21 protein-coding genes are annotated in these 22887 nt (G+C 66.4%); 20 read left to right on the top strand and 1 reads right to left on the bottom strand.

The features are described from left to right. Nucleotides 1–2: 2 nt before the first annotated feature. The 13 genes from J2X62_RS15220 to J2X62_RS15160 all read left to right on the top strand — a co-directional run bounded on the left by J2X62_RS15220 (nucleotide 3) and on the right by J2X62_RS15160 (nucleotide 15536). Nucleotides 3–509: a hypothetical protein gene (locus J2X62_RS15220; RefSeq protein ID WP_027496983.1), complete on the top strand. Its 507-nt coding sequence runs from the start codon at nucleotides 3–5 to the stop codon at nucleotides 507–509. Then, complete coding sequence (gene carA, locus J2X62_RS15215) at nucleotides 395–1636, top strand: glutamine-hydrolyzing carbamoyl-phosphate synthase small subunit (protein ID WP_371829098.1); 1242 nt, start codon at nucleotides 395–397, stop codon at nucleotides 1634–1636. Before J2X62_RS15220 ends, carA begins: the two co-directional genes overlap by 115 nt. Next, nucleotides 1636–4977, top strand: a complete 3342-nt coding sequence (gene carB, locus J2X62_RS15210) for a carbamoyl-phosphate synthase large subunit (protein WP_032365742.1) — start codon at nucleotides 1636–1638, stop codon at nucleotides 4975–4977. Before carA ends, carB begins: the two co-directional genes overlap by 1 nt. Beyond that, a complete protein-coding gene (pyrF, locus tag J2X62_RS15205; protein WP_032408281.1) occupies nucleotides 4974–5804 on the top strand; it encodes an orotidine-5'-phosphate decarboxylase in 831 nt (276 codons plus the stop codon). The genes carB and pyrF overlap by 4 nt, the downstream gene beginning before the upstream one ends. A gap of 205 nt (nucleotides 5805–6009) precedes the next feature. Continuing rightward, complete coding sequence (gene mihF / locus J2X62_RS15200; protein WP_027496987.1) at nucleotides 6010–6330, top strand: integration host factor, actinobacterial type; 321 nt, start codon at nucleotides 6010–6012, stop codon at nucleotides 6328–6330. A gap of 5 nt (nucleotides 6331–6335) precedes the next feature. Continuing rightward, complete coding sequence (gmk, locus tag J2X62_RS15195) at nucleotides 6336–6947, top strand: guanylate kinase (RefSeq protein WP_037219334.1); 612 nt, start codon at nucleotides 6336–6338, stop codon at nucleotides 6945–6947. Nucleotides 6948–7019: 72 nt separating this feature from the next. Further along, nucleotides 7020–7325, top strand: a complete 306-nt coding sequence (rpoZ, locus tag J2X62_RS15190; RefSeq protein ID WP_008716576.1) for a DNA-directed RNA polymerase subunit omega — start codon at nucleotides 7020–7022, stop codon at nucleotides 7323–7325. Between the two features lie 23 nt (nucleotides 7326–7348). Further along, on the top strand, nucleotides 7349–8602 hold the full coding sequence (gene coaBC / locus J2X62_RS15185; protein WP_032391445.1) for a bifunctional phosphopantothenoylcysteine decarboxylase/phosphopantothenate--cysteine ligase CoaBC: 1254 nt from the start codon (nucleotides 7349–7351) through the stop codon (nucleotides 8600–8602). 182 nt (nucleotides 8603–8784) lie between these two features. Next, nucleotides 8785–9999: a methionine adenosyltransferase gene (gene metK / locus J2X62_RS15180; protein WP_032365746.1), complete on the top strand. Its 1215-nt coding sequence runs from the start codon at nucleotides 8785–8787 to the stop codon at nucleotides 9997–9999. A 156-nt stretch (nucleotides 10000–10155) separates the two neighbouring features. Beyond that, nucleotides 10156–12123, top strand: a complete 1968-nt coding sequence (locus tag J2X62_RS15175) for a primosomal protein N' (protein WP_310181803.1) — start codon at nucleotides 10156–10158, stop codon at nucleotides 12121–12123. Between the two features lie 516 nt (nucleotides 12124–12639). After that, nucleotides 12640–13059 carry a PadR family transcriptional regulator gene (locus J2X62_RS25460; protein WP_032365748.1) on the top strand — a complete coding sequence of 140 codons (420 nt, stop codon included), beginning with the start codon at nucleotides 12640–12642 and terminating at the stop codon, nucleotides 13057–13059. An 87-nt stretch (nucleotides 13060–13146) separates the two neighbouring features. Continuing rightward, nucleotides 13147–14070 (top strand): methionyl-tRNA formyltransferase, encoded by a 924-nt coding sequence (gene fmt / locus J2X62_RS15165; protein WP_032372469.1) that lies wholly within the window; start codon nucleotides 13147–13149, stop codon nucleotides 14068–14070. Beyond that, a complete protein-coding gene (locus tag J2X62_RS15160; protein WP_032400775.1) occupies nucleotides 14067–15536 on the top strand; it encodes an RsmB/NOP family class I SAM-dependent RNA methyltransferase in 1470 nt (489 codons plus the stop codon). The genes fmt and J2X62_RS15160 overlap by 4 nt, the downstream gene beginning before the upstream one ends. On the opposite strand, the gene J2X62_RS15155 is transcribed toward J2X62_RS15160, so the two are convergent. Further along, nucleotides 15537–15926 (bottom strand): MmcQ/YjbR family DNA-binding protein, encoded by a 390-nt coding sequence (locus J2X62_RS15155; protein ID WP_094643180.1) that lies wholly within the window; start codon nucleotides 15924–15926, stop codon nucleotides 15537–15539. 36 nt (nucleotides 15927–15962) lie between these two features. Here J2X62_RS15155 and rpe point away from each other — a divergent pair, with 36 nt between their 5' ends. The 7 genes from rpe to uvrC all read left to right on the top strand — a co-directional run bounded on the left by rpe (nucleotide 15963) and on the right by uvrC (nucleotide 22804). Further along, nucleotides 15963–16637 carry a ribulose-phosphate 3-epimerase gene (rpe, locus tag J2X62_RS15150; protein WP_032365752.1) on the top strand — a complete coding sequence of 225 codons (675 nt, stop codon included), beginning with the start codon at nucleotides 15963–15965 and terminating at the stop codon, nucleotides 16635–16637. 38 nt (nucleotides 16638–16675) lie between these two features. After that, nucleotides 16676–17668, top strand: coding sequence for a bifunctional diaminohydroxyphosphoribosylaminopyrimidine deaminase/5-amino-6-(5-phosphoribosylamino)uracil reductase RibD (ribD, locus tag J2X62_RS15145; protein WP_310181798.1), 993 nt, complete (start codon nucleotides 16676–16678; stop codon nucleotides 17666–17668). Continuing rightward, nucleotides 17669–18280, top strand: coding sequence for a riboflavin synthase (locus tag J2X62_RS15140; protein ID WP_027496999.1), 612 nt, complete (start codon nucleotides 17669–17671; stop codon nucleotides 18278–18280). Nucleotides 18281–18367: 87 nt separating this feature from the next. Beyond that, nucleotides 18368–19666: a bifunctional 3,4-dihydroxy-2-butanone-4-phosphate synthase/GTP cyclohydrolase II gene (locus tag J2X62_RS15135; protein WP_094643253.1), complete on the top strand. Its 1299-nt coding sequence runs from the start codon at nucleotides 18368–18370 to the stop codon at nucleotides 19664–19666. Further along, nucleotides 19663–20160, top strand: a complete 498-nt coding sequence (gene ribH / locus J2X62_RS15130) for a 6,7-dimethyl-8-ribityllumazine synthase (protein ID WP_032382074.1) — start codon at nucleotides 19663–19665, stop codon at nucleotides 20158–20160. The genes J2X62_RS15135 and ribH overlap by 4 nt, the downstream gene beginning before the upstream one ends. Further along, nucleotides 20157–20630 carry a PH domain-containing protein gene (locus J2X62_RS15125; protein WP_027497001.1) on the top strand — a complete coding sequence of 158 codons (474 nt, stop codon included), beginning with the start codon at nucleotides 20157–20159 and terminating at the stop codon, nucleotides 20628–20630. Before ribH ends, J2X62_RS15125 begins: the two co-directional genes overlap by 4 nt. Before the next feature lie 80 nt (nucleotides 20631–20710). After that, complete coding sequence (gene uvrC / locus J2X62_RS15120) at nucleotides 20711–22804, top strand: excinuclease ABC subunit UvrC (protein WP_310181512.1); 2094 nt, start codon at nucleotides 20711–20713, stop codon at nucleotides 22802–22804. The last annotated feature ends 83 nt before the right edge of the window (nucleotides 22805–22887 follow it).

Below are 22887 nucleotides of genomic sequence, written 5' to 3'. Positions count from 1 at the left end.
CCGTGGACAGAGTTCTCATCGTCATCGGCTTCATCCTGTTCTGGGCGCTGATGATCGCGCTGATCTTCTGGGGTTGGCGCGGGCGTCAGAAGCGTCAGGAAGGACGCATCGGCGAGTTCCCGGCCGTGCCGGACGACCTGGGTGCCAACCGAATCCAGCCGGCCACCGGGCTCTACGTCGGCAGCACCATTGCGCCGAGTTGGCAGGACCGGATCGCCGTGGGCGACATCGGCCACCGCGCCACCGGCGAGCTGTCACGACACGAGAAGGGAATCCTCCTCGATCGGGACGGCGAGTCACCCATCTGGATTCCGAACGAATCGATCCGGGCGATCCGTACCGAGCGCGGACTCGCAGGCAAGGTCATGACCAAGGACGGTCTCCTGGTGATCCGATGGGAGTTGCCGACGGGGACCGAAATAGACACCGGCTTCAGGGCCGACGACAAGCAGATCTACCCGGTGTGGACAGAGGGTTTCACCGGAGAAACCAAGGAGGAAACCGCGTGAGCAGCGCAGTTCTTGTTCTGGAGGACGGCCGGACGTTCCGCGGCACCACGTTCGGGGCCCAGGGGCGCACGCTCGGCGAAGCCGTCTTCTGCACCGGTATGACCGGATACCAGGAGACGCTGACCGATCCGAGCTACCACCGCCAGATCGTGGTGGCCACGGCTCCGCAGATCGGCAACACCGGCTGGAACCAGGAGGACGGCGAGGCGGCCAGTGCCCAGGATCCCAACAAGATCTGGGTCGCCGGTTACGTCGTCCGAGATCCAGCGCGCCGGACGTCGAGCTGGCGCTCGACCGGAACGCTGCAAGACCAGCTCGAGGCGCAGAACGTCGTCGGCATCGCCGGAATCGACACGCGCGCTCTCGTCCGCCACCTGCGTACGCGCGGCTCGATGCGAGCGGGAGTGTTCTCGGGCGACGCACTCGGCACCTCGGACGAGATGCTCGAGCAGGTGACCGGTCAGCAGTCCATGCTCGGCGCGGACCTCGCCGGCGAGGTGACCACCGGTGCCGGGTACACCATCGAACCGACCGGCGACGCTCGATTCACCGTCGTGGCAGTCGATCTCGGCATCAAGACCAACACTCCGCGAATGTTCGCCGAGCGCGGTATCCGCGTGCACGTGGTGCCGTCGAACACCAGCATCGAGCAGGTTCTCGAACTGAACCCGGACGGTGTGTTCCTGTCCAACGGCCCGGGAGACCCGGCCACGGCAGACACGAGTGTCGCGCTGACCAGGCAGGTACTCGAACGAGAGCTGCCGCTGTTCGGCATCTGCTTCGGCAACCAGATCTTCGGGCGGGCACTCGGTCGCGGCACGTACAAGATGAAGTTCGGCCACCGCGGCATGAACATCCCGGTCATCGAGCACACCACCGGTCGCATCGCGATTACCGCGCAGAATCACGGGTTCGCACTCGAAGGTGAAGCAGGCGAGGAATTCGACACCGACTTCGGTCGAGCACGAATCAGCCACACCTGCGCCAACGACGGCACCGTCGAGGGCGTCGAGCTGATCGGCGGCAGCGCCTTCTCGGTGCAGTACCACCCCGAGGCCGCGGCCGGCCCGCACGACGCCGCCTACCTCTTCGACCGTTTCACCAGCGTCCTTCAGGAGAAGAAGTAATGCCACGCCGCACAGACCTGAACCACGTCCTGGTCATCGGATCCGGCCCGATCGTCATCGGCCAGGCCTGCGAGTTCGACTACTCCGGCACCCAGGCGTGTCGAGTGCTTCGTGAGGAAGGACTGCGGGTCAGCCTCGTCAACTCGAACCCGGCCACGATCATGACCGACCCGGAGTTCGCCGACGCGACGTACGTCGAGCCGATCACCGCGGAGTTCATCGAGAAGATCTTCGCTCGCGAGGCCGAGCAGGGCCACCCCATCCAGGCCGTGCTCGCGACCCTGGGCGGACAGACGGCTCTCAATGCAGCTGTCGCTCTGCACGATCAGGGCATTCTCACCAAGTACGGCGTCGAACTGATCGGTGCCGACTTCGACGCGATCCAGCGCGGCGAGGATCGCCAGAAGTTCAAGGACATCGTCGCCAAGGTCGGTGGAGAATCCGCCAAGTCGGCCGTCTGCTACACGATGGACGAGGTACGCGAGACCGTCGCCGAGCTCGGTTTCCCGGTCGTCGTCCGGCCGTCGTTCACGATGGGTGGGCTCGGTTCGGGATTGGCCTACAACGACGAGGATCTGACCCGGATCGCGGGAGGCGGCCTGGCGGCGTCCCCGACGGCCAACGTGCTGATCGAGGAGTCCATCCTCGGCTGGAAGGAATACGAGCTCGAGCTCATGCGTGACGGCCGCGACAACGTGGTCATCGTGTGTTCCATCGAGAACGTGGATCCCGTCGGCGTGCACACCGGCGACTCGGTCACCGTTGCGCCGGCGATGACGCTCACCGACCGCGAGTACCAGAAGATGCGCGACCTCTCCATCGACATCCTGCGTGAGGTGGGCGTCGACACCGGCGGCTGCAACATCCAGTTCGCGATGGATCCGGCCGACGGCCGACTGGTCGTCATCGAGATGAACCCGCGAGTGTCACGCTCGTCGGCTCTGGCGTCCAAGGCCACGGGCTACCCGATCGCCAAGATGGCCGCCAAGCTGGCCATCGGGTACACCCTCGACGAGATCGTCAACGACATCACCAAGGAGACGCCGGCCTGCTTCGAGCCGACGCTGGACTACGTGGTCGTCAAAGCACCGCGATTCGCGTTCGAGAAGTTCCCCGGTGCCGACGGCACACTGACCACGACGATGAAGTCCGTCGGCGAGGCGATGTCCATCGGCCGCAACTTCACCGAGGCCTTCGGCAAGGTGATGCGCTCGCTCGAAACCAAGCGCGCGGGCTACTGGACCGGCCCCGAGGTCGAGGCAGAAAGTCTGGACGCGTTGCTGAAGGACCTGTCCGTACCGCAGGACGGTCGGATGTACGGGATCGAGAAGGCATTCGCTCTCGGTGCCACCCTCGAGCAGCTGTTCGAGGCGACCAAGATCGACCCGTGGTTCCTCGACCAGTTCCAGCAGATCCACGAACTCGGCGTCCAGGTTCGCGAGGCGGCCGAATTCGACGAGGCGCTGCTGCGTCAGGCCAAGTACCACGGTCTGTCCGATCGCCAGATCGCCGCTCTGCGACCCGAACTCGACGGTGAGGACGGAGTGCGGGCGCTGCGCGACGAGCTCGGTGTGCACCCGGTCTACAAGACTGTCGACACCTGTGCGGCGGAGTTCGAGGCCAAGACCCCGTACCACTACGGCACCTACGAGCTCGACCCCGAAGCCGAGACCGAGGTTGCCCCGCAGCCGGACCGGCCCAAGGTCCTGATCCTCGGATCCGGTCCCAACCGCATCGGTCAGGGCATCGAATTCGACTACAGCTGTGTGCATGCGGCGCTGACGCTGTCCGAGGCCGGCTACGAGACGGTCATGGTCAACTGCAACCCCGAGACCGTCTCCACCGACTACGACACCGCCGATCGCCTGTACTTCGAGCCGCTGACGTTCGAGGACGTGCTCGAGGTGTACCGGGCCGAGGCCGCCTCGGGAACGGTGCGCGGGGTCATCGTGCAGCTGGGCGGACAGACCCCGCTCGGTCTGGCGAAGCGACTGAAAGCCGCAGGCGTACCCATCGTCGGAACCTCTCCCGAGGCCATCGACCTCGCCGAGGACCGCGGAGAGTTCGGCAAGGTACTGGACGCGGCAGGACTGCCGGCAGCCAAATACGGCACCGCGACGACGTTCGACGGGGCCCGTGAGATCGCCGCAGGAATCGGTTACCCGGTGCTGGTGCGCCCGTCGTACGTGCTGGGCGGACGCGGTATGGAGATCGTCTACGACGAGGCATCCCTGGCGACCTACATCTCCAATGCGACGGAGATCTCGGACGACCGACCGGTGCTGGTCGACCGGTTCCTGGAAGATGCCGTGGAGATCGACGTCGACGCGCTGTGCGACGGCACCGAGGTGTACATCGGCGGCATCATGGAGCACATCGAGGAGGCCGGCATCCACTCCGGCGACTCCGCATGTGCACTCCCGCCGATCACGCTCGGCAAGACCGACCTGGAGAACGTGCGTCGATCGACCGAAGCCCTCGCGAAGGGAATCGGTGTCCAGGGCCTGCTGAACGTGCAGTACGCCCTCAAGGACGACATTCTGTACGTCCTCGAGGCCAACCCTCGAGCCAGCCGGACGGTGCCGTTCGTGTCCAAGGCGACGGCCGTGCAGCTGGCGAAGGCTTGCGCCCGAGTGATGTTGGGGGAGAGCATCGCCGAACTTCGGACTGCGGGAATCCTGCCGGAGACCGGAGACGGTGGCACCGTCCCGGCGGGTGCGCCCATCGCCGTCAAGGAAGCGGTGTTGCCGTTCAACAGGTTCCGCCGCGCGGACGGAACCGGCGTCGACACACTGCTCAGCCCGGAGATGAAGTCCACCGGTGAGGTGATGGGTATCGACTTCGATTTCGGCACTGCCTTCGCCAAGAGTCAGACCGCCGCGTACGGTTCGCTGCCCGCCGGCGGTGCAGTATTCGTATCGGTGGCGAACAAGGACAAGCGGTCGTTGATCTTCCCGGTGAAACGACTCGCCGATCTCGGGTTCGACATCCTGGCCACCGAAGGAACCGCAGATGTGTTGCGGCGCAACGGAATCAAGTGCGAGCAGGTGTACAAGCAGTCGGGCGAGGATGTCCCGGAGGGTGAGCAGACGATCGTCGACCGAATTCTGGCCGGCGACATCGCGATGGTCATCAATACCCCGTACGGCAACTCCGGTCCCCGCGTCGACGGATACGAGATTCGTAGTGCCGCTGTGGCGCAGAACATTCCGTGCATCACCACGGTGCAGGGTGCGTCGGCCGCAGTGCAGGGCATCGAGGCAGCCATCGCCGGTGGAATCGGTGTTCGTTCCCTGCAGGATCTGCATGCGGGTCTGAAGGAAGGCCTGGTTCTGCCGTGAGTCATCACCACAGTTGGTCGGACCGGCTCCGGGCAGCGGTCGCCGCGCGCGGTCGGCTGTGCGTCGGCATCGATCCGCATCCGGCTCTGCTCCAGGCGTGGGGCCTGCCGCGCTCGGCGGACGGTCTCGAGGTCTTCGCCGAGCTGTGTGTGGAGGCGTTCGTCGGTGAGGTGGCTGTCGTCAAGCCTCAGGTGGCGTTCTTCGAGTCGTACGGTTCGGCCGGCTATGCGGTTCTCGAGCGCACTGTCGGGGTGTTGCGGGACGCAGGCACGTTGGTGATCGCCGATGCCAAGCGCGGCGATATCGGAACGACGATGGATGCGTACGCGCAGGCGTGGCTGGAGCCGGGTTCTCCGTTGTCGTCCGATGCCGTCACGGTGTCGCCGTACCTGGGGTTCGACTCGTTGGGTGCGGCGATCGACCGAGCTGTCGCTCACGACCGCGGTGTGTTCGTCCTTGCCCGGACGTCGAATCCGGAAGGCTCCGCGCTGCAACACGCGTCGATGTCGACGGGTGGGTCCGTTGCGCAGTCGATCGTCGACGCGGCGGCTGCGCGCAACCGTGTCGATGCAGACACGGTCGGCCTGGTGGTCGGGGCCACCCGTGATCACGGCCTCGATCTGTCGGGCTATCGCGGGCCAGTGCTCGCGCCCGGCCTGGGTGCCCAGGGTGCCACGGTGAACGATCTGGCGGAGATCTTCCGTGATTGCCGAGAGCTGCTGTTGCCGAACTCTTCTCGGAGTGTGCTGGCGGCGGGTCCGTCGGTGACGGCGTTGCGTGCGGCGGCGACGCAGTTGCGTGACGAGATCGAAGCGGGTCTCGCATAGTCCATGGTCGCGTCGGCGAGCGTGTGGGGGTGGGTTAGCGGTGAGCGCCCGTCGTCGGTACGGTCGCTAACGCTGCCGACGACAATGCGAATCGACCGGGAATCCCTGCACGGATGGTCCTCGGCAGGCACCTACCGATGAGCGGCGTACCGATCCTGATCGGACCGGTCGCTCGCCCCGAAACGAGAAGACGGAGGAACCGACAGTGGCCCTTCCCCAGTTGACCCCCGAGCAGCGCGCTGCTGCCCTCGAAAAGGCAGCTATCGCCCGCAAGGCTCGCGCCGAGCTCAAGGAACGCCTCAAGCGCGGCGGCACCGACCTCAAGCAGGTTCTCAAGGACGCCGAGACGGACGAGATTCTCGGCAAGATGAAGGTATCTGCATTGCTCGAGGCGTTGCCGAAGGTGGGCAAGGTCAAGGCCGCGGAGCTGATGACGGAGTTGGAGATCGCGCCCACTCGTCGACTGCGCGGACTCGGGGATCGGCAGCGCAAAGCGCTGTTGACGAAGTTCGATTTCGAGGCCTGACGACGGTGAGTGACACTGCGGCGACGTCCGTGCCGGAGAAGAAGCGGGGCCGGTTGGTGGTGCTGTCCGGCCCTTCCGGCGTCGGCAAGTCCAGTGTCGTTCGGCTCGTGCGCGCGGCGCTACCGGAGCTGGTCTTCAGCGTGTCGGTCACGACGCGATCGCCGCGGCCTGGCGAGGTGGACGGTCAGGACTACCACTTCGTGTCGGCCGAGGAGTTCGACCGGATGATCGCCGACGGCGAGTTGTTGGAGTGGGCGAGTATCCACGGCGGCCTGCAGCGGTCGGGAACTCCTGCTGCCGCGGTGGATGCCGCATTGGAGGCCGGCAGTCCGGTGCTGCTCGAGCTCGACCTGGCCGGGGCACGGGCCGTTCGGGTGTCCAAGCCGGAAGCTCTGCTCGTGTTCATGGCACCGCCGACGTGGGAAGACCTGGTCTCTCGACTGGTCGGCCGAGCGACGGAGGAGAGCGCCGCCACCGAGCGCCGGTTGGAAACGGCAAGGGTGGAATTGGCGGCACAGGACGAGTTCGACACGGTCATTGTTAACACCGATGTCGACCATTCGTGCGAACAGTTGGTATCCTTGTTGGTCGGTAGGTCGTCGGTCGGTAACAGCTGACCATTTTCACGGCGCACGAGGCCCCGACCAGCTAGTTCGTAGCACCAACGATGCAATTTCAGGAGATCATCAGTGAGCAGCACTTCAGCGGCCGTTTCCGACTTCGACGGACGCAGCGCTCTGCCGGCCTACGACACGCCGCTCGGCATCACCAATCCACCCATCGACGAATTGCTCGCGCGCACCTCGTCGAAGTACGCCCTCGTCATCTACGCGGCCAAGCGTGCACGCCAGATCAACGACTACTACAACCAGCTCGGTGACGGCATCCTCGAATACGTGGGACCGTTGGTCGAGCCCGGTCTACAGGAAAAGCCGCTGTCCATCGCGCTTCGCGAGATTCACGCAGACCTCCTCGAGCACACCGAAGGCGAATAAGAACCCGACAGGGGACACCTGACGTGCATGTGGTCGTCGGAGTAGGCGGTGGTATCGCCGCCTACAAGAGTTGTGCGCTCATTCGAAAATTCACCGAGAACGGCCATCAGGTTCGAGTGATTCCGACTGCGTCGGCGCTCGAATTCGTCGGCCGCGCAACATTCGAGGCATTGTCCGGCCAGCCGGTGCACACCGGCGTGTTCGCCGATGTGCCCGAAGTGCCGCACGTCCGGCTGGGGCAGGAAGCGGATCTCGTCGTCGTCGCGCCGGCCACCGCAGACCTGATGGCTCGAATCGCGGGCGGGCGGGCGGACGATCTGCTCACCGCGACGTTGCTGACCGCTCGGTGCCCCGTCGTTTTGGCCCCGGCCATGCACACGGAGATGTGGGAACACCCGGCCACCGTCGCGAACGTCACCACGCTCCGATCGCGCGGTACCCAGGTGATCGAGCCTGCGTCCGGCCGGTTGACGGGACGCGACACCGGTTCGGGCCGACTGCCCGAGCCCGAGGAGATCTTCGCTCTCGCCATGCTGCTGACCGAACGTGCGGACGCGATGCCGCGCGATCTCGAGGGACGGCGAATTCTGATCTCGGCCGGTGGTACGCGGGAACCCCTCGATCCCGTTCGTTTTCTGGGGAATCGGAGTTCCGGCAAGCAGGGGTACGCGCTGGCTCGAGTCGCAGCCCAGCGCGGTGCCCACGTGACCTTGATCGCCGGCTACACCAGCGACCTCGAGGCACCCGCGGCGGTCGATGTGGTCCACGTGAAGACCGCGTCCGATATGCAGGACGCGGTGCGCTCGCATGCGACCGACGTCGACGCAGTGGTGATGGCGGCTGCGGTCGCCGACTTCAGACCCGAGTCCATCGCGAGCAGCAAGATCAAGAAGGGCTCGAACGAACCGTCGTCGATTCCTCTGGTCCGCAACGACGACATCCTCGCCGGTCTCGTGTCGGCTCGGCACAGCGGAGACGTCCGATCGTCGACGGTGATCGTCGGATTCGCCGCCGAGACGGGCGACGCCGACGGTGACGTGCTCACCTACGCGCGAGCCAAGCTCGAACGCAAAGGCTGCGATCTGCTCGTCGTCAATGCGGTGGGTGACGGCAAGGCCTTCGAGGTCGACCACAACGACGGCTGGTTGTTGGGATCCGACGGCTCCGAGGCCGCGCTGGGGGAGGGCTCGAAAGCTCTGCTCGCCAGCAGGGTGTTGGATTCGGTCGCCCAGATGCTTCGCTCCCGTGATCCGCGGCCCACTTCGGATACCCGCTGATGTCGAGGGTGCACGATCGATGTCGTAGCAGCTAGCGTTCTGGGTACCAGGGCGACAGCGCCGTAAAGGTTTGCGTGGCTCCCACAGGGGCGATAACACCGAGGGAACATCAATTTTTCGTGGAGTGCTCGGCCGGCATCAGCCGTCGGGTCGGGCCAAGAACATGCGTCGAGAGGAAGTCCGTGAGCAAGTCCGGTAGTCGGCTTTTCACCAGCGAGTCCGTTACAGAAGGTCATCCAGACAAGATCTGTGACGCCATCAGCGATTCCATCCTCGACGCTCTTCTCACCGAGGATCCGCGAGCCCGAGTGGCGGTGGAGACGCTCGTCACCACGGGCCAGGTCCACGTCGCAGGTGAGGTGAACACCACCGCCTACGCGGACATCCCGAAGATCGTGCGCGAGAAGGTGCTCGAGATCGGGTACGACTCGTCCGCCAAGGGGTTCGATGGAAACTCCTGTGGTGTGAACGTCGCCATCGGCGCGCAGTCACCCGAGATCGCGCAGGGCGTCGACCATTCGCACGAGGCCCGCGTCGAGGGATTGTCCGACGACGAGATCGACCGTCAGGGTGCCGGCGACCAAGGATTGATGTTCGGCTACGCCAACACCGATACACCCGAGTTCATGCCGCTGCCGATTGCGTTGGCACACAGGCTTTCTCGGAGACTGACCGAGGTTCGCAAGAGCGGTGTGCTGCCGTATCTGCGTCCGGACGGCAAGACTCAGGTCACCATCGAGTACGACGGGGACGACGCCGTTCGTCTCGATACCGTCGTGATCTCGACGCAGCATGCAGCAGACATCGACCTCGACAACCTGCTCACTCCCGACATCCGCGAGAAGGTCCTGGGCTCGGTACTCGCAGAGCTGGACGTACCGACTCTCGACACCTCGAACGTCCGGTTGCTGGTCAATCCCACCGGAAAGTTCGTGCTCGGTGGTCCGATGGGAGACGCCGGTCTGACCGGCCGAAAGATCATCGTCGACACGTACGGCGGCATGGCTCGGCACGGCGGCGGAGCATTCTCGGGCAAGGACCCGTCGAAGGTCGACCGCAGCGCCGCATACGCGATGAGGTGGGTCGCCAAGAATGCGGTCGCAGCCGGTCTGGCCGACCGCATCGAGGTGCAGGTGGCCTATGCGATCGGCAAGGCAGCACCGGTCGGTCTGTTCGTCGAGACGTTCGGCACCGAGAAGACCGATCCCGCGCGTATTCAGGCGGCGATCAGCGAGGTCTTCGACCTCCGTCCCGGTGCCATCATCCGCGACCTCGACCTGCTGCGCCCGATCTACGCGCAGACGGCCGCGTACGGTCACTTCGGACGTACCGACATCGATCTTCCGTGGGAATCCACCGATCGTGCCGACAAGCTCCGGGATGCGGCAGGCCTGTAGGTCCCTCCACTTCGGCAGCGATGCTGCCGCACGTACCCTGTTCGCACCGGCTCGGTGCTCCCACGACGAGTGTGAGGTGACGATCGAGAAGGAGGTGCGGTGGCTGGTGTGACGCCGGTAGCGGCAGCCGATCTGCCGATCGCGCGCATTCTTCCGATGCTTCCGCTGCCGCACCTCGACCGCGAGTTCGATTACCTCGTTCCCGAGGACGCCAGCGACGATGCCCAGCCCGGTGTGCGGGTACGCGTTCGTTTTGCCGGCCGGCTCGTCGACGGGTTCCTACTCGCCAGGCTGGCCGAGACCGACCATCCCGGTCGTCTCGGCTGGCTCGACCGGGTCGTGTCCGCCGAGCGCGTACTGACTCCCGAGATCGCCGAGTTGGTGTCGGCGGTGGCCGATCGCTACGCAGGAACGCGAGCGGATGTGCTGCGTCTGGCGGTTCCGGCTCGCCACGCACGGGTCGAGGCAGAGCCCCCTCCGGTCGTCGACGAGGCAGCAGAGCCGGTCGTCGATCGCACGGGCTGGGCGGCGTATACCCATGGCTCCAATTTCCTCGATGCCCTTGGCGAGCACCGTGTTCCGCGTGCGGTGTGGCAGGCCCTACCCGGCGAGGTGTGGCCCGCTCGATTGGCCGAATTGGCTGCCGTCGCAGTGGGGAGCGGACGGTCCGCAGTGGTCGTGGTGCCCGACCAACGGGATCTCGATCGTCTGGAGGGCGCGTGCGCTGCGGCAGTCGGGGCCGACCGTGTGGTGGCGCTGTCGGCCGGTTTGGGACCGGCCAAGCGGTACCGGCAATGGTTGCGCTGTCTGAGGTCGGGCCCCGTTGTCGTGGTGGGCACACGCAGTGCGGTGTTCGCGCCCGTGTCGAACCTCGGCCTGATCGCGATCTGGGACGACGGCGACGACAGTTTCGCCGAACCACGCTCACCGTATCCGCATGCACGTGAGGTGGCGTTGCTCCGCGCGCACGTGTCGGGAGCCGCGGTCGTCGTCGGCGGACATTCCCGGACGGCCGAGGCCGAGGCTCTCGTCGATTCCGGCTGGGCCCACGACCTGGTCGCCCCACGTGAGCTGGTGCGTGAACGGCAACCTCACGTGGTCGCGCTGGCCGACTCGGACCACGCGCTCGCTCGGGATCCGGCAGCCCGGGTCGCGCGGCTACCGGCGATCGCTTTCGAGGCCGCACGTGCGGCGCTGAAAGCGGATACCCCTGTGCTGGTTCAGGTTCCACGCGCCGGTTATGTTCCGTCGCTGGCGTGTGCGAAGTGCCGCCATCCGGCTCGGTGTCGACGCTGCAACGGTCCGCTCGCCCTGCCCTCGGCTCCGGGCAGCGACGGCGCGGGCAGCCCGACGTGTTCCTGGTGCGGAATCGCCGATGCCGCACACCGCTGCACGGTCTGCGGGTCTCGCAACCTGCGCGCCGTGGTGATCGGAGCGGGACGCACGGCCGAGGAGCTCGGCCGCGCCTTCCCTGGCGTGCCGATACACAACTCCGGTGGGGCCACCGTCCTCGATACCGTGCGCCCCGGTGGTTCGCTCGTGGTGTCGACCGTCGGTGCCGAGCCGACCGTGGACGGCGGATACGGCGCCGCGCTGCTGCTCGACGGTTGGGCGCTGCTGGGCCGGGCGGATCTGCGTGCGGCAGAAGAGACACTGCGCCGCTGGATGACGGCTGCGTCGATGGTTCGGCCCGGGGCGGCTGGGGGACGTGTGGTCGTGGTGGCCGAGTCCGAGATCCCCACCGTCCAGGCCCTGGTGCGCTGGGATCCGCTGTGGCACGCGCGCAGTCAGCTGGACGAACGAGTCGAGGTTCGGTTTCCACCGGCCGTTCACGTGGCGGCGATCGACGGGACCACTGACGCGATAACAGCGTTGGTCGACAGTGCAGATCTACCCGAGACGGTCGAGGTACTGGGTCCCGTCGATCTCCCGGACGGTCAACGCGCACCTGCGGGTAGCGGCGAGGACGGGTTGTCCGGAGACGTGCAGCGGCTCCTGATCCGGGTTCCGCGAAGCACCGGAGCAGCGCTGGCGCGAGCGCTGTCGACTGCGCAGGCGTCCCGAAGCGCCAAGAAGCTCGGCGCGGGCGTACGGATTCAGATCGATCCCATTCGGATCGGGTGATGGGCTTTCTCTGTCCTGTTGCGTTCCCGTCGTCCAGATAGAGAGGCAACCTCAGGGCCTTGTCAAAGTTCTATTGTCGATATATCGTCGACTTGTTCAATCGATACGAAGGAGAACGAGATGAATTACGCATTCGAAGGCTTTGCACACGAATTCGGACGCCGCGGAGGTCCCCGAATGGGGTCTTTCGCAGGCAATCGGCACGGAGACCCGCGCCGACGCGGCGCGCCGTTCCAGATGTGGGTTGCGCGGGACGACGAGCACGGCCCGGCAGAAGACGGAGAACCAGACGGCGGAGAACGACACGAGAGAGGTCGGGGAAGGAGAGGTCACGGAGAACACGGCAGACGTCGGGGAGGTCCTGTCGGGCGGGGGCGTGACGGTATGTGGCCCGGTGGTGTCGGGGCCGGCGGTTTCGGGCCGAATGCCGACTTCGGTCGTGGTCGGGGCCGAGGCGGTCGGGGCCGACGTGGCGATGTCCGCGCTGCGATCCTCCTGCTGCTCGAGGACCGGCCGATGCACGGTTACGAACTCATCCAGCAGATCGCCGAGAAGAGCAACGGAACCTGGAAGCCGAGCCCGGGATCGATCTACCCGGCCTTGTCGCAGCTCGAAGACGAGGGCTTGGTGCTGATCGACAAGGTGGCCGGCCGGAAGACGGCAGCACTGACGGCCGAGGGCAGGCGTCATGTCGACGACCATCGAGCAGATCTCGGCAGTCCTTGGGACGACGTAGCCGATTCCGTCGGCATCGATGCGCGTGATCTTCGGGCACTGATCGGACAATTGATGGGAGCGGCCGGTCAGGTGGCCGGAGTCGGAACCGTGCGTCAGGTCGACCAGGCAGCCGAGGTGCTCATCGAGGCGCGCCGATCGCTGTATCGCATCCTCGCGGAGGACGCTTCCGACAGTTCCGACAGCACCGACGCGACGTGATCGTCGGTGCGGAATCGTCGCACGCTGCCGTGACTCCCTAGGATGGACAACCGACATCGTTTCGTCCATCCCAGGGAGTTGCCTTCAGTGCGCGTCGTCTTCGCCGGAACACCGGAACCCGCGGTCCCGTCACTCGCGCGACTGGTGGAGTCCGAACGGCACGAGGTGATCGCCGTGGTCACCCGGCCCGACGCCGCAGCCGGCCGTGGACGCAAGACCGTGCGCTCGCCCGTAGGAGTGTTGGCGGACGAGCACGGCATCCCGGTACTCACTCCCGCGAGGCCGTCGGACCCGGAGTTCGTGGCGGCGCTGACCGACCTCGCCCCCGACGTGTGCCCGGTCGTTGCGTACGGCGCGTTGTTGCCGCAACAGGTACTCGACATACCTCGGTACGGCTGGATCAACCTGCACTTCTCACTGTTGCCCGCGTGGCGTGGCGCGGCACCGGTACAGGCCGCGATCGCCGCGGGCGACGACGTCACAGGCGCATCGACGTTCCTTCTCGACGTCGGGATGGACACCGGTCCGGTACTCGGTGTCACCACCGAACGGATTCGGGATTCCGACACCACGGGTGATCTGCTCGGGCGTCTGGCGTCGAGCGGAGCCCACTTGCTCGCCGCGACGTTGGACGCGATCGAGGACGGAACGGCGGCAGCGCTACCGCAATCCGAGGACGGTGTGTCCTACGCGAGCAAAGTGACAGTCGATGCCGCGCGCATCGACTGGACGAGATCCGCGGCATTCGTCGACCGACACATCAGATCCGTCACACCGGCCCCGGGCGCGTGGACGACCATCGGGGATCTCCGCGTCAAGATCGCTCCTGTTCAGCTGTCGCCGGACACGTTGGAGCCGGGAACGATCGACGTACGCAAGACCGGTGTACACATCGGAACCGGAACCGGCGCAGTCGTTCTCGGTGATATTCAACCTCAGGGCAAGAAGGTCATGAGGGCACTCGACTGGGCGCGCGGCGCTCGGCTGGACGATACGGCGGTGGCACGATGACAGAGCCCGACAGGCCTCGTAAGCGCGAGTCGAGCCAGCCCCGCAAGTACGTCAAGAAGTCACCGGGGGCACGTGGGCCCAAAGGGAACCGGCCGCCGCAGGGCACCGGACCCCGTGCGGTCGACGCGATCGATCCGGCACGGCGTGCGGCCAGAGACGTGCTCAAAGCGGTGCGGGAGCGCGATGCTTACGCGAACCTGGTGCTGCCCGGTTTGCTCCGCGAGCGCAAGTTGGACTCTCGCGATGCCGCGCTGGCCACCGAACTCGCCTACGGCGCATCTCGCGCGCGTGGTGTGCTCGACGCCGTGATCGCGCACGCGGCCGGGCGGCCTGCCGCAGAGATCGACGGACCACTGCTCGACATCCTTCGGCTCGGGGCCTATCAGTTGCTGCGCACCCGGGTTGCCCCGCATGCAGCCGTCGCCACGTCGGTGGACCTCGCCCGCTCCGAATTCGGTTCCGGCAAGGCAGGTTTCGTCAATGCTGTGCTGCGACGAGTGTCCGAGCGAACCGCAACGCAGTGGGTCGACGAGCTGGCACCGGCGACGACGGCGGATCCGGTCGGTCACCTGGCATTCGAATACGCCCATCCCAAATGGATTGCGCAGGCCTTCGCCGATGCGCTCGGAGCCGATGCCGGCGAACTCGCCGCGGTCCTCGAGGCGGACGACGCGCGTCCCTCGGTCCACCTCGTCGCGCGACCGGGAGAGATTTCCGCCGAAGAATTGGCGCTGATCACCGGGGGAGAGGAAGGTCCCTATTCGCCGTACGCGGTGCACCTCGACGGCGGCGACCCCGGCAAGCTCGATGCCGTCCGGGACGGACTGGCCGGAGTCCAGGATGAGGGCAGTCAGCTCGTCGGCCGCGCGCTGACGTTGGCACCGTTGCTCGGCGACGACAGTGGCAGATGGTTGGACCTGTGCGCCGGTCCGGGCGGCAAGGCCGCCCTGCTCGGCGCCCTGGCGGAGATCGACGGTGCACGGGTCGACGCCGTCGAACCGACCCCGCACCGCGCCGACCTCGTGTCCAAGACCACCAAGGACCTACCGGTGACGGTGCACATCGTCGACGGCCGCGAGTCCGGACTCGACGCGGGTTACGACCGCGTGCTCGTCGACGCGCCGTGCACCGGTCTCGGAGCGCTGCGTCGTCGCCCCGAAGCGCGGTGGCGTCGCCAACCGTCCGACGTGGCGGCATTGGTCACCCTGCAGAAGGAATTGCTGGCGGCAGCGATCGATCTGGTCCGGCCCGGCGGGGTGGTGCTGTACTCGACGTGCTCGCCGCATCTGTCCGAAACAGCGGCCGTCGTTGCAGACGCCGTACGCCGATACGGCGTCGAACAGCTCGACACCCGCGCGCTCGTGCCGGGCGTACCGCAACTGGGCGACGGCCCGTCGGTGCAACTGTGGCCGCATCGGCACGGTACCGACGCGATGTTCATGGCGGCGCTGCGCAAGCCGGTCTGATCACCCTCCGGCCAGGAACGCCTCGGCCACGTCTGCGGGTGCGTACACCAGCCACCCGTCGACGAGGAGTTCGCGCAGTTCGTCGTCCTCGGCGTTGTCGACGTCGATCAGAACGGCAGAGAACCCGTCGAAGTGCGGGATCGTGAAGCACGAGCGCGGATGTGCGGCGAGGATGGCTTCCTTCTCGTGCAGGTCGGCAGTCCTGACGGCCAGGATCGGTCCGGCGGGCGGGGTCTCGTCGCCGAATCGTTTCAGGTCAGCCTTGCTGAACGGTCGTACCCACGCGAACACGTGCTTGCCGATGCCCCAGGCGGGATTCCCGTACCGAACGCTTTCGGTGACTTCGGGCAATTCGGCAAGGACGGCGCCCGCGGAGTCCATGGTGGCCATGTCGGCACGATACCGGCTCGACTAGGCTCACCAGTCGTGGTTTCCCCGATGATCGCTCCCTCGATTCTGTCCGCCGATTTCGCGCGCCTCGCCGCCGAAGCCGATGCCGTCGCGGGGGCCGATTGGCTCCACGTCGACGTCATGGACGCACACTTCGTCCCCAACCTCACCCTCGGGCTACCGGTGGTCGAAAGTCTGCTCAAAGCAACGAGCATTCCCCTCGATTGCCACTTGATGATCGAGGATCCGGCGCGCTGGGCCCCGCCGTATGCCGAGGCCGGGGCATACAACGTCACGTTCCACGCCGAAGCAACGGATGACCCCAGCGCCGTGGCGCGCGACATCAGGGCCGCCGGTGCGAAAGCCGGCCTGTCGGTGAAGCCGGGCACCCCGATCGAGCCCTACCTCGAGATTCTGCGCGACTTCGACACTCTGCTGGTGATGAGTGTGGAGCCCGGTTTCGGCGGGCAGTCGTTCATGCCCGAAGTGCTATCCAAGGCCAAAGCTGTTCGGGCACTTGTCGATTCCGGAGATCTGCGCTTGGTGGTCGAGATCGACGGCGGCATCAACTCCGACACCATCGAGCAGGCCGCCGAGGCCGGCATCGATTGCTTCGTGGCCGGTTCGGCCGTGTACAACACCGCCGATCCCGCCGCCGCAGTGCGTGATCTCCGTGGCCGGGCCGCCCGCGCATCGCACCACCTGTCGTGACCGACGCCCCGGGCCCGGCCGTGTCGGTCGTCGAGGCGATGGCTCTGGCCGTCGAGGCGTCCGAGGCCGCTCGGGGCATCAGTAGCCCCAACCCCGCGGTCGGTGCCGTGATCCTCGACGCCCGCGGCCTCGTCGTGGGCACCGGCTCCACCCGTCCACCCGGCGGCCCGCACGCCGAGATCGTCGCACTCACCGAAGCCGGCGACCGTGCGCGCGGCGGCACCGCGGTGGTGACACTCGAGCCGTGCAACCACACGGGCCGCACCGGACCGTGCTCGCAGGCCCTCGTCGCAGCCGGGGTCGCGTCGGTCGTGTTCGCGGTAGCGGATCCGAACCCGCTCGCGTCCGGCGGGGCAGACGCACTGCGGAACGCCGGGATTCGCGTCGAACAGGGCGTGGGGACGCGCGAGGTACAGCAGGGGCCACTGCGGGCCTGGCTGCACAAACAACGCACCGGCCGGCCGCACGTCACCTGGAAGTACGCCGCGACGCTCGACGGACGCAGCGCCGCCGCCGACGGAACGAGCCAGTGGATCACCGGACCCGAGGCGCGGGCGCACGTGCACGCCGAACGGGCCAAGCTCGACGCCATCGTCGTCGGAACCGGAACCGTACTGGCCGACGATCCACGGCTGACCGCCCGTCGCCCCGACGGCACCCTGGCATCGCTTCAGCCGGTTCGAGTTGTCGTCGGATCGAGGCCCGTACCGGCGACCGCCGCGATCCGGGGTCCGGAGGCACCGACGGTGTTTCTGGACACACACGACCCGGCTGCGGTGATCGACGCGCTGAGCGAGTACACCGACATCCAGATAGAAGGTGGTCCGACTCTGGCCGGCGCGTTCCTCGCCGCCGGTCTCGTGGACCGCGTTGTCGCCTACATCGCACCTGCGGTGTTGGGGGCCGGCCCGGCTGCGGTGGAGAATGCGGGGATCGGAACAATTGCCGACGCAATTCGGTTCCGCACGGAGACAGTCACCATGATCGGCAACGACGTTCTTCTGAGTGTCGTGCCCGAAGGAGCGAAGTAGATGTTCACCGGAATCGTCGAAGAGCTGGGCGAGATCGTGGCCAAGGACGAACTGCCCGACGCCGCTCGCTTCACCGTCCGGGGCCCGGTGGTGACCTCCGATGCCGGCCACGGGGATTCCATCGCGGTGAACGGAGTGTGTCTGACCGTCGTCGAAGTACTTCCCGACGGCGGATTCACCGCCGACGTCATGCAGGAGACGTTGAACCGATCGAGCCTCGGCGCTCTGGATGTCGGCAGTCGCGTCAACCTCGAACGCGCAGCGGCACTCGGTAGCCGGCTCGGCGGGCACCTCGTCCAAGGACACGTCGACGGAACCGGCACGGTAGCCGGACGCAGCCCGTCCGAGAACTGGACCGTCGTGCGCATCACCATGCCCACGTCGGTAGCGCGCTACGTCGTCGAGAAGGGATCCATCACGGTCGACGGTGTCTCGCTCACCGTGTCCGGGCTCGGAGTCGACGACGGCGGGCACTGGTTCGAGATCTCGCTGATCCCCACCACGCTCGACCTGACCACACTCGGCACGGCCGAGGTGGGTTCACCGGTCAACCTCGAAGTCGACGTCATCGCCAAGTACGTGGAGCGGCTGCAGGCGATCGACGCACAGTAAGTACTGTTGAAGTGCACGCAGGTAACGGTGCATCGGAGACATTTCCAGGGCGCTGAGCCAGGCCCGAGACCTATGGAGCGCACTTTCGTGACCAGGTTCGACAGTATCGAGCGCGCAGTTGCGGACATCGCTGCGGGCAAAGCAGTGGTGGTCGTCGACGACGAGGACCGCGAGAACGAAGGCGACCTCATCTTCGCCGCCGAGAAGGCCACCCCGGAACTGGTTGCCTTCATGGTCCGCTATACCTCGGGCTACCTCTGTGTCCCGTTGTCCGGTGAGGATTGCGACCGACTCGGCCTGCCGCCGATGTTCGCCACCAACCAGGACAAACACGGAACGGCGTACACCGTCACCGTCGACGCGCGAGAAGGTATCGGAACCGGTATCTCCGCCTCCGACCGAGCAGCCACGATGCGCCTGCTCGCGGACCCCGACACCGGAGCGAACGACTTCACCCGCCCCGGCCATGTCGTCCCGTTGCGCGCCAAGGAAGGCGGCGTACTGCGTCGCCCCGGGCACACCGAGGCGGCCGTGGACCTCGCCCGCATGGCCGACCTCCGCCCCGCCGGAGTCATCTGCGAGATCGTCAGCCAGAAGGACGAGGGAGCGATGGCGCAGACCGACGAGCTGCGGGTGTTCGCCGACGAACACGACCTCGCACTGATCTCGATCGCCGATCTGATCGCGTGGCGCCGTAAGCACGAGAAGCACGTCGTCCGCGTCGCCGACGCGCGAATCCCCACCAGCCACGGCACGTTCCGGGCCGTCGGCTACCAGAGCATCTACGACGAGGTCGAACACGTCGCGCTGGTGCGCGGCGACATCTCCGGCCCCGACGCCGACGGCAGCGACGTGCTGGTCCGGGTGCACTCCGAATGCCTCACCGGCGACGTCTTCGGATCGCTGCGCTGCGACTGCGGCCCACAGCTCGACGCCGCCCTCGAAATGGTGGCGGCCGAGGACCGGGGAATCGTGCTGTACATGCGAGGACACGAAGGACGCGGAATCGGCCTGCTGCACAAACTCCAGGCCTACCAACTCCAGGACGCAGGCTCGGACACCGTCGACGCCAACCTGCAGCTCGGTCTGCCCGCAGACTCCCGCGACTACGGAATCGGTGCCCAGATCCTCGTCGACCTCGGGGTCTCGTCCATGCGCCTGCTCACCAACAATCCGGCCAAACGAGTCGGGCTCGACGGCTACGGCCTGCACGTCACCGAGCGGGTGCCGATGCCGTTGCGCGCCAACGCCGAGAACCTGACCTACCTGCGCACCAAACGCGACCGCATGGGCCACGACCTGGTCGGCCTGGACGACTTCGAGCAAAATGACCCCGCACACCCCGCAGGCTCCACTCCTGTCCGCGAGAACGGGGTCAACCCATGAGCGGCGACGGCGAACCCACCCTTCAGCTGGCAGGCGCGAGTGATCTGAAGTTGGCTGTCGTGGCCGGTCAGTGGCATCGGACGATCTCCGAGGCGCTGCTCGCCGGTGCGCTCCGCAAAGCCGAGTCCGCCGGGGTACGCGACGTCACGGTCATTCGCGTCGCCGGAGCCATCGAACTACCCGTCGTCGCCCAGGCCCTGGCTCGCACCCACGATGCCGTCGTCGCTCTCGGCGTGGTCATCCGCGGCGGCACACCGCACTTCGAGTACGTCTGCGATGCCGTCACAGCCGGCCTGACACGGGTATCGCTCGACGAGGGCACTCCGGTCACCAACGGGGTGCTCACCACCAACGACGAGCAGCAGGCGCTCGATCGCGCCGGTCTGCCCGACTCGTTCGAGGACAAGGGTGGGCAGGCCACCGCGGCCGCCATCGACACGGCCCTGACCCTCAAGCACCTCCGGCAGCCGTGGACGAATCAGGACTTCCAATGACGCGCGACGAATCCCCGTCCGAATGGGACATGGAAGTGAAGTCCCGTAAGTCGGCCCGGTACGCGATCGCTGCCGCGGTGTTGCTCGTCGTCGCTCACTCGACTGTCGCGGTGCTGCTTCGGGTGTCGCCGACCGGGGTCTATTTCAGGACCGCCGATCAGCTGGCGATGGCGGGAATAGGCGTGTTGCTGGCGGGCCTGGCTCTGCTGCTCACCCGCCCGCGCATTCGCGTCGGTCCGGCAGGTGTGGCGGTCCGAAACGTGTTCTCGGAGCGGATGATCGAGTGGGACCTCGTGCGCGGCCTGTCATTTCCCGACGGGGCGATGTGGGCCAGGGTCGACATCCCCGATGACGAGTTCATCAATGTGATGGCCATCCAGTCCAACGATCGTGAGCACGCCGTCGCGGCCGTTCGAAAGTTCCGTGCGCTCGAGCGCGAGTACGCGCCCGCTCGCGTCGATCAGGACTGACTCTCTGCCGCACGCTCTCGTGCACCGCTGCTGAGCTGGAGATGCGGAGAACGTCGGACCCGACCGCTAACGTGGAAGGCGTGTCCGACCCCGCTACCTATCGTCCGGCCACCGGAACCATCCCGGTGGAACCGGGCGTGTACAAATTCCGCGATCCGCACGGTCGCGTCGTCTACGTAGGCAAGGCCAAGAGCCTGCGCAGTCGCCTCAATTCCTACTTCGCCGACGTGGCCTCGCTGCATCCGAGGACCCGGCAGATGGTCACCACCGCGGCGTCCGTGGAGTGGACGGTGGTCACCACCGAAGTCGAGGCACTGCAGCTCGAGTACAACTGGATCAAGGAATTCGATCCACGGTTCAATGTCCGCTACCGCGACGACAAGAGCTACCCGATGCTCGCGGTGACGATGAACGAGGAATTCCCACGCCTGTTCGTGTACCGCGGACCCCGCCGTAAGGGCGTGCGCTACTTCGGTCCCTACGCTCATGCGTGGGCCATTCGCGAGACGCTCGACCTGCTGCTGCGCGTGTTCCCGGCACGAACGTGCTCGACCGGAGTCTTCAAGCGGCACAACCAGATCGGTCGCCCCTGCCTGCTCGGGTACATCGACAAGTGCTCGGCGCCGTGCGTGGGACGCGTCAGTGCCGAAGAACACCGCAGTACCGTCGAGGACTTCTGCGACTTCCTGGCCGGCAAGACCGACAAACTCGTGCGACAGCTCGAGAAGAGGATGCAGGCGGCCTCGGAGGATCTCGACTTCGAGACCGCGGCACGGTTACGTGACGACGTGGGCGCGCTGCGTCGGGCGTTGGAGAAGCAGGCCGTGGTGCTCGGTGACGGTACCGACGCAGATCTGGTCGCATTCGCCACCGACGCCCTCGAAGCCGCCGTTCAGGTCTTCCACGTCCGCGGTGGCCGCGTACGGGGACAGCGCGGGTGGGTGGTCGAGAAGGCGGGTGAGGTGATCGAACGGCAGGACGAGGCCGACCTCCCCGCCCTCGTCGAACAGTTTCTCACCCAGTTCTACGGCGAACAGGCGGCGTTGTCCGCGCAGACCCCGGGCACCGACGACGGCGGGTCCAACGCCGTTCCTCGCGAGGTTCTGGTGCCGGTGCTACCGGACAACGCCGACGAAGTGCAGGTGTGGCTCAGCGAGTTGCGTGGATCCAACGTCACGTTGCGGGTTCCGCAGCGCGGCGACAAGAAGGCACTGGCCGAGACCGTCGAACGCAACGCCAAAGAGGCTCTGCAGCAGCACAAGCTGAAGCGTGCGGGTGATTTCACATCGAGATCTGCTGCGCTGCAAGGTATTCAGGAGGCGCTCGACCTCGATTCGGCGCCGCTGAGAATCGAATGCATCGATATCTCGCACGTACAGGGCACCGATGTGGTCGCGTCACTGGTCGTGTTCGAGGACGGATTGCCTCGCAAGAGCGACTACCGCCACTACGCGATCAAGGAAGCGGCGGGCGACGGGCACTCCGACGACGTCGCCAGCATCGCCGAAGTGACCCGCCGTCGTTTCCTCCGTCATTCCGCAGACGGAGCCAATGCTGTCGGGAGCGGTGGCGATCTTGCTCCCGAAGCCGCGCTCGATCCCCAAACCGGGAGGCCACGCAGGTTCGCTTATCCGCCCAACCTGTTCGTCGTCGACGGCGGTGCACCGCAGGTCGCAGCTGCCGCAGCAGTGCTGGACGAACTCGGTGTCACCGACGTCGCCGTCGTCGGGCTCGCCAAACGACTGGAAGAAGTGTGGGTACCGGGGGAGGAGGATCCGGTGATCCTGCCGCGTACGAGCGAATCTCTGTACCTCCTGCAGCGAGTGCGCGACGAGGCGCACCGATTTGCCATCACCTTCCATCGGAGCAAGCGATCGCGCCGTATGACTGCGTCGGCCCTCGACTCGGTGCGCGGGCTCGGCGAGTCGAGGAGAACCGCGCTGGTGGCGCACTTCGGATCGGTGGCCAATCTCAAGAAGGCAACGGTCGAAGAAATCGTCGAGGTCCCCGGAATCGGCACCACTACCGCCAAGTCGGTGCTGGCCGCATTGGGTTCCGACCCGAGCGGGGCCGATGTAGGCGATGATGGCAGCGCAACGGCAACGACACCGGGCGAGAACACGGCCGACCATGCGATCGAACCGCGTGTTAAATCGGCGGGACAGGCTTCGTAGTGAGCGAACAACAGACACAGGCACACCCTCCGTCCGAGCCGCACCCCGGAAACCCCGACGAGCGGGCAGATTCGCCGCACGAC

The sequence above is a fragment of the Rhodococcus sp. 3258 genome, from assembly GCF_031456475.1.
In the GTDB taxonomy this organism is placed as follows: domain Bacteria; phylum Actinomycetota; class Actinomycetes; order Mycobacteriales; family Mycobacteriaceae; genus Rhodococcoides; species Rhodococcoides fascians.
This window is presented reverse-complemented; position numbering and strand designations above follow the sequence as displayed.

Excerpts from the sequence above, each read along its gene's own strand:
- J2X62_RS15160 (WP_032400775.1), top strand. The coding sequence starts at position 14,067 with ATGACAGAGCCCGACAGGCCTCGTAAGCGCGAGTCGAGCCAGCCCCGC.
- carB (WP_032365742.1), top strand. The coding sequence starts at position 1,636 with ATGCCACGCCGCACAGACCTGAACCACGTCCTGGTCATCGGATCCGGC.
- ribH (WP_032382074.1), top strand. The coding sequence starts at position 19,663 with ATGAGCGGCGACGGCGAACCCACCCTTCAGCTGGCAGGCGCGAGTGAT.
- J2X62_RS15175 (WP_310181803.1), top strand. The coding sequence starts at position 10,156 with ATGCTTCCGCTGCCGCACCTCGACCGCGAGTTCGATTACCTCGTTCCC.
- ribD (WP_310181798.1), top strand. The coding sequence starts at position 16,676 with ATGGCTCTGGCCGTCGAGGCGTCCGAGGCCGCTCGGGGCATCAGTAGC.
- J2X62_RS15155 (WP_094643180.1), bottom strand. The coding sequence starts at position 15,926 with ATGGCCACCATGGACTCCGCGGGCGCCGTCCTTGCCGAATTGCCCGAA.
- J2X62_RS15140 (WP_027496999.1), top strand. The coding sequence starts at position 17,669 with ATGTTCACCGGAATCGTCGAAGAGCTGGGCGAGATCGTGGCCAAGGAC.
- J2X62_RS15125 (WP_027497001.1), top strand. The coding sequence starts at position 20,157 with ATGACGCGCGACGAATCCCCGTCCGAATGGGACATGGAAGTGAAGTCC.
- carA (WP_371829098.1), top strand. The coding sequence starts at position 395 with ATGGGAGTTGCCGACGGGGACCGAAATAGACACCGGCTTCAGGGCCGA.
- J2X62_RS25460 (WP_032365748.1), top strand. The coding sequence starts at position 12,640 with ATGCACGGTTACGAACTCATCCAGCAGATCGCCGAGAAGAGCAACGGA.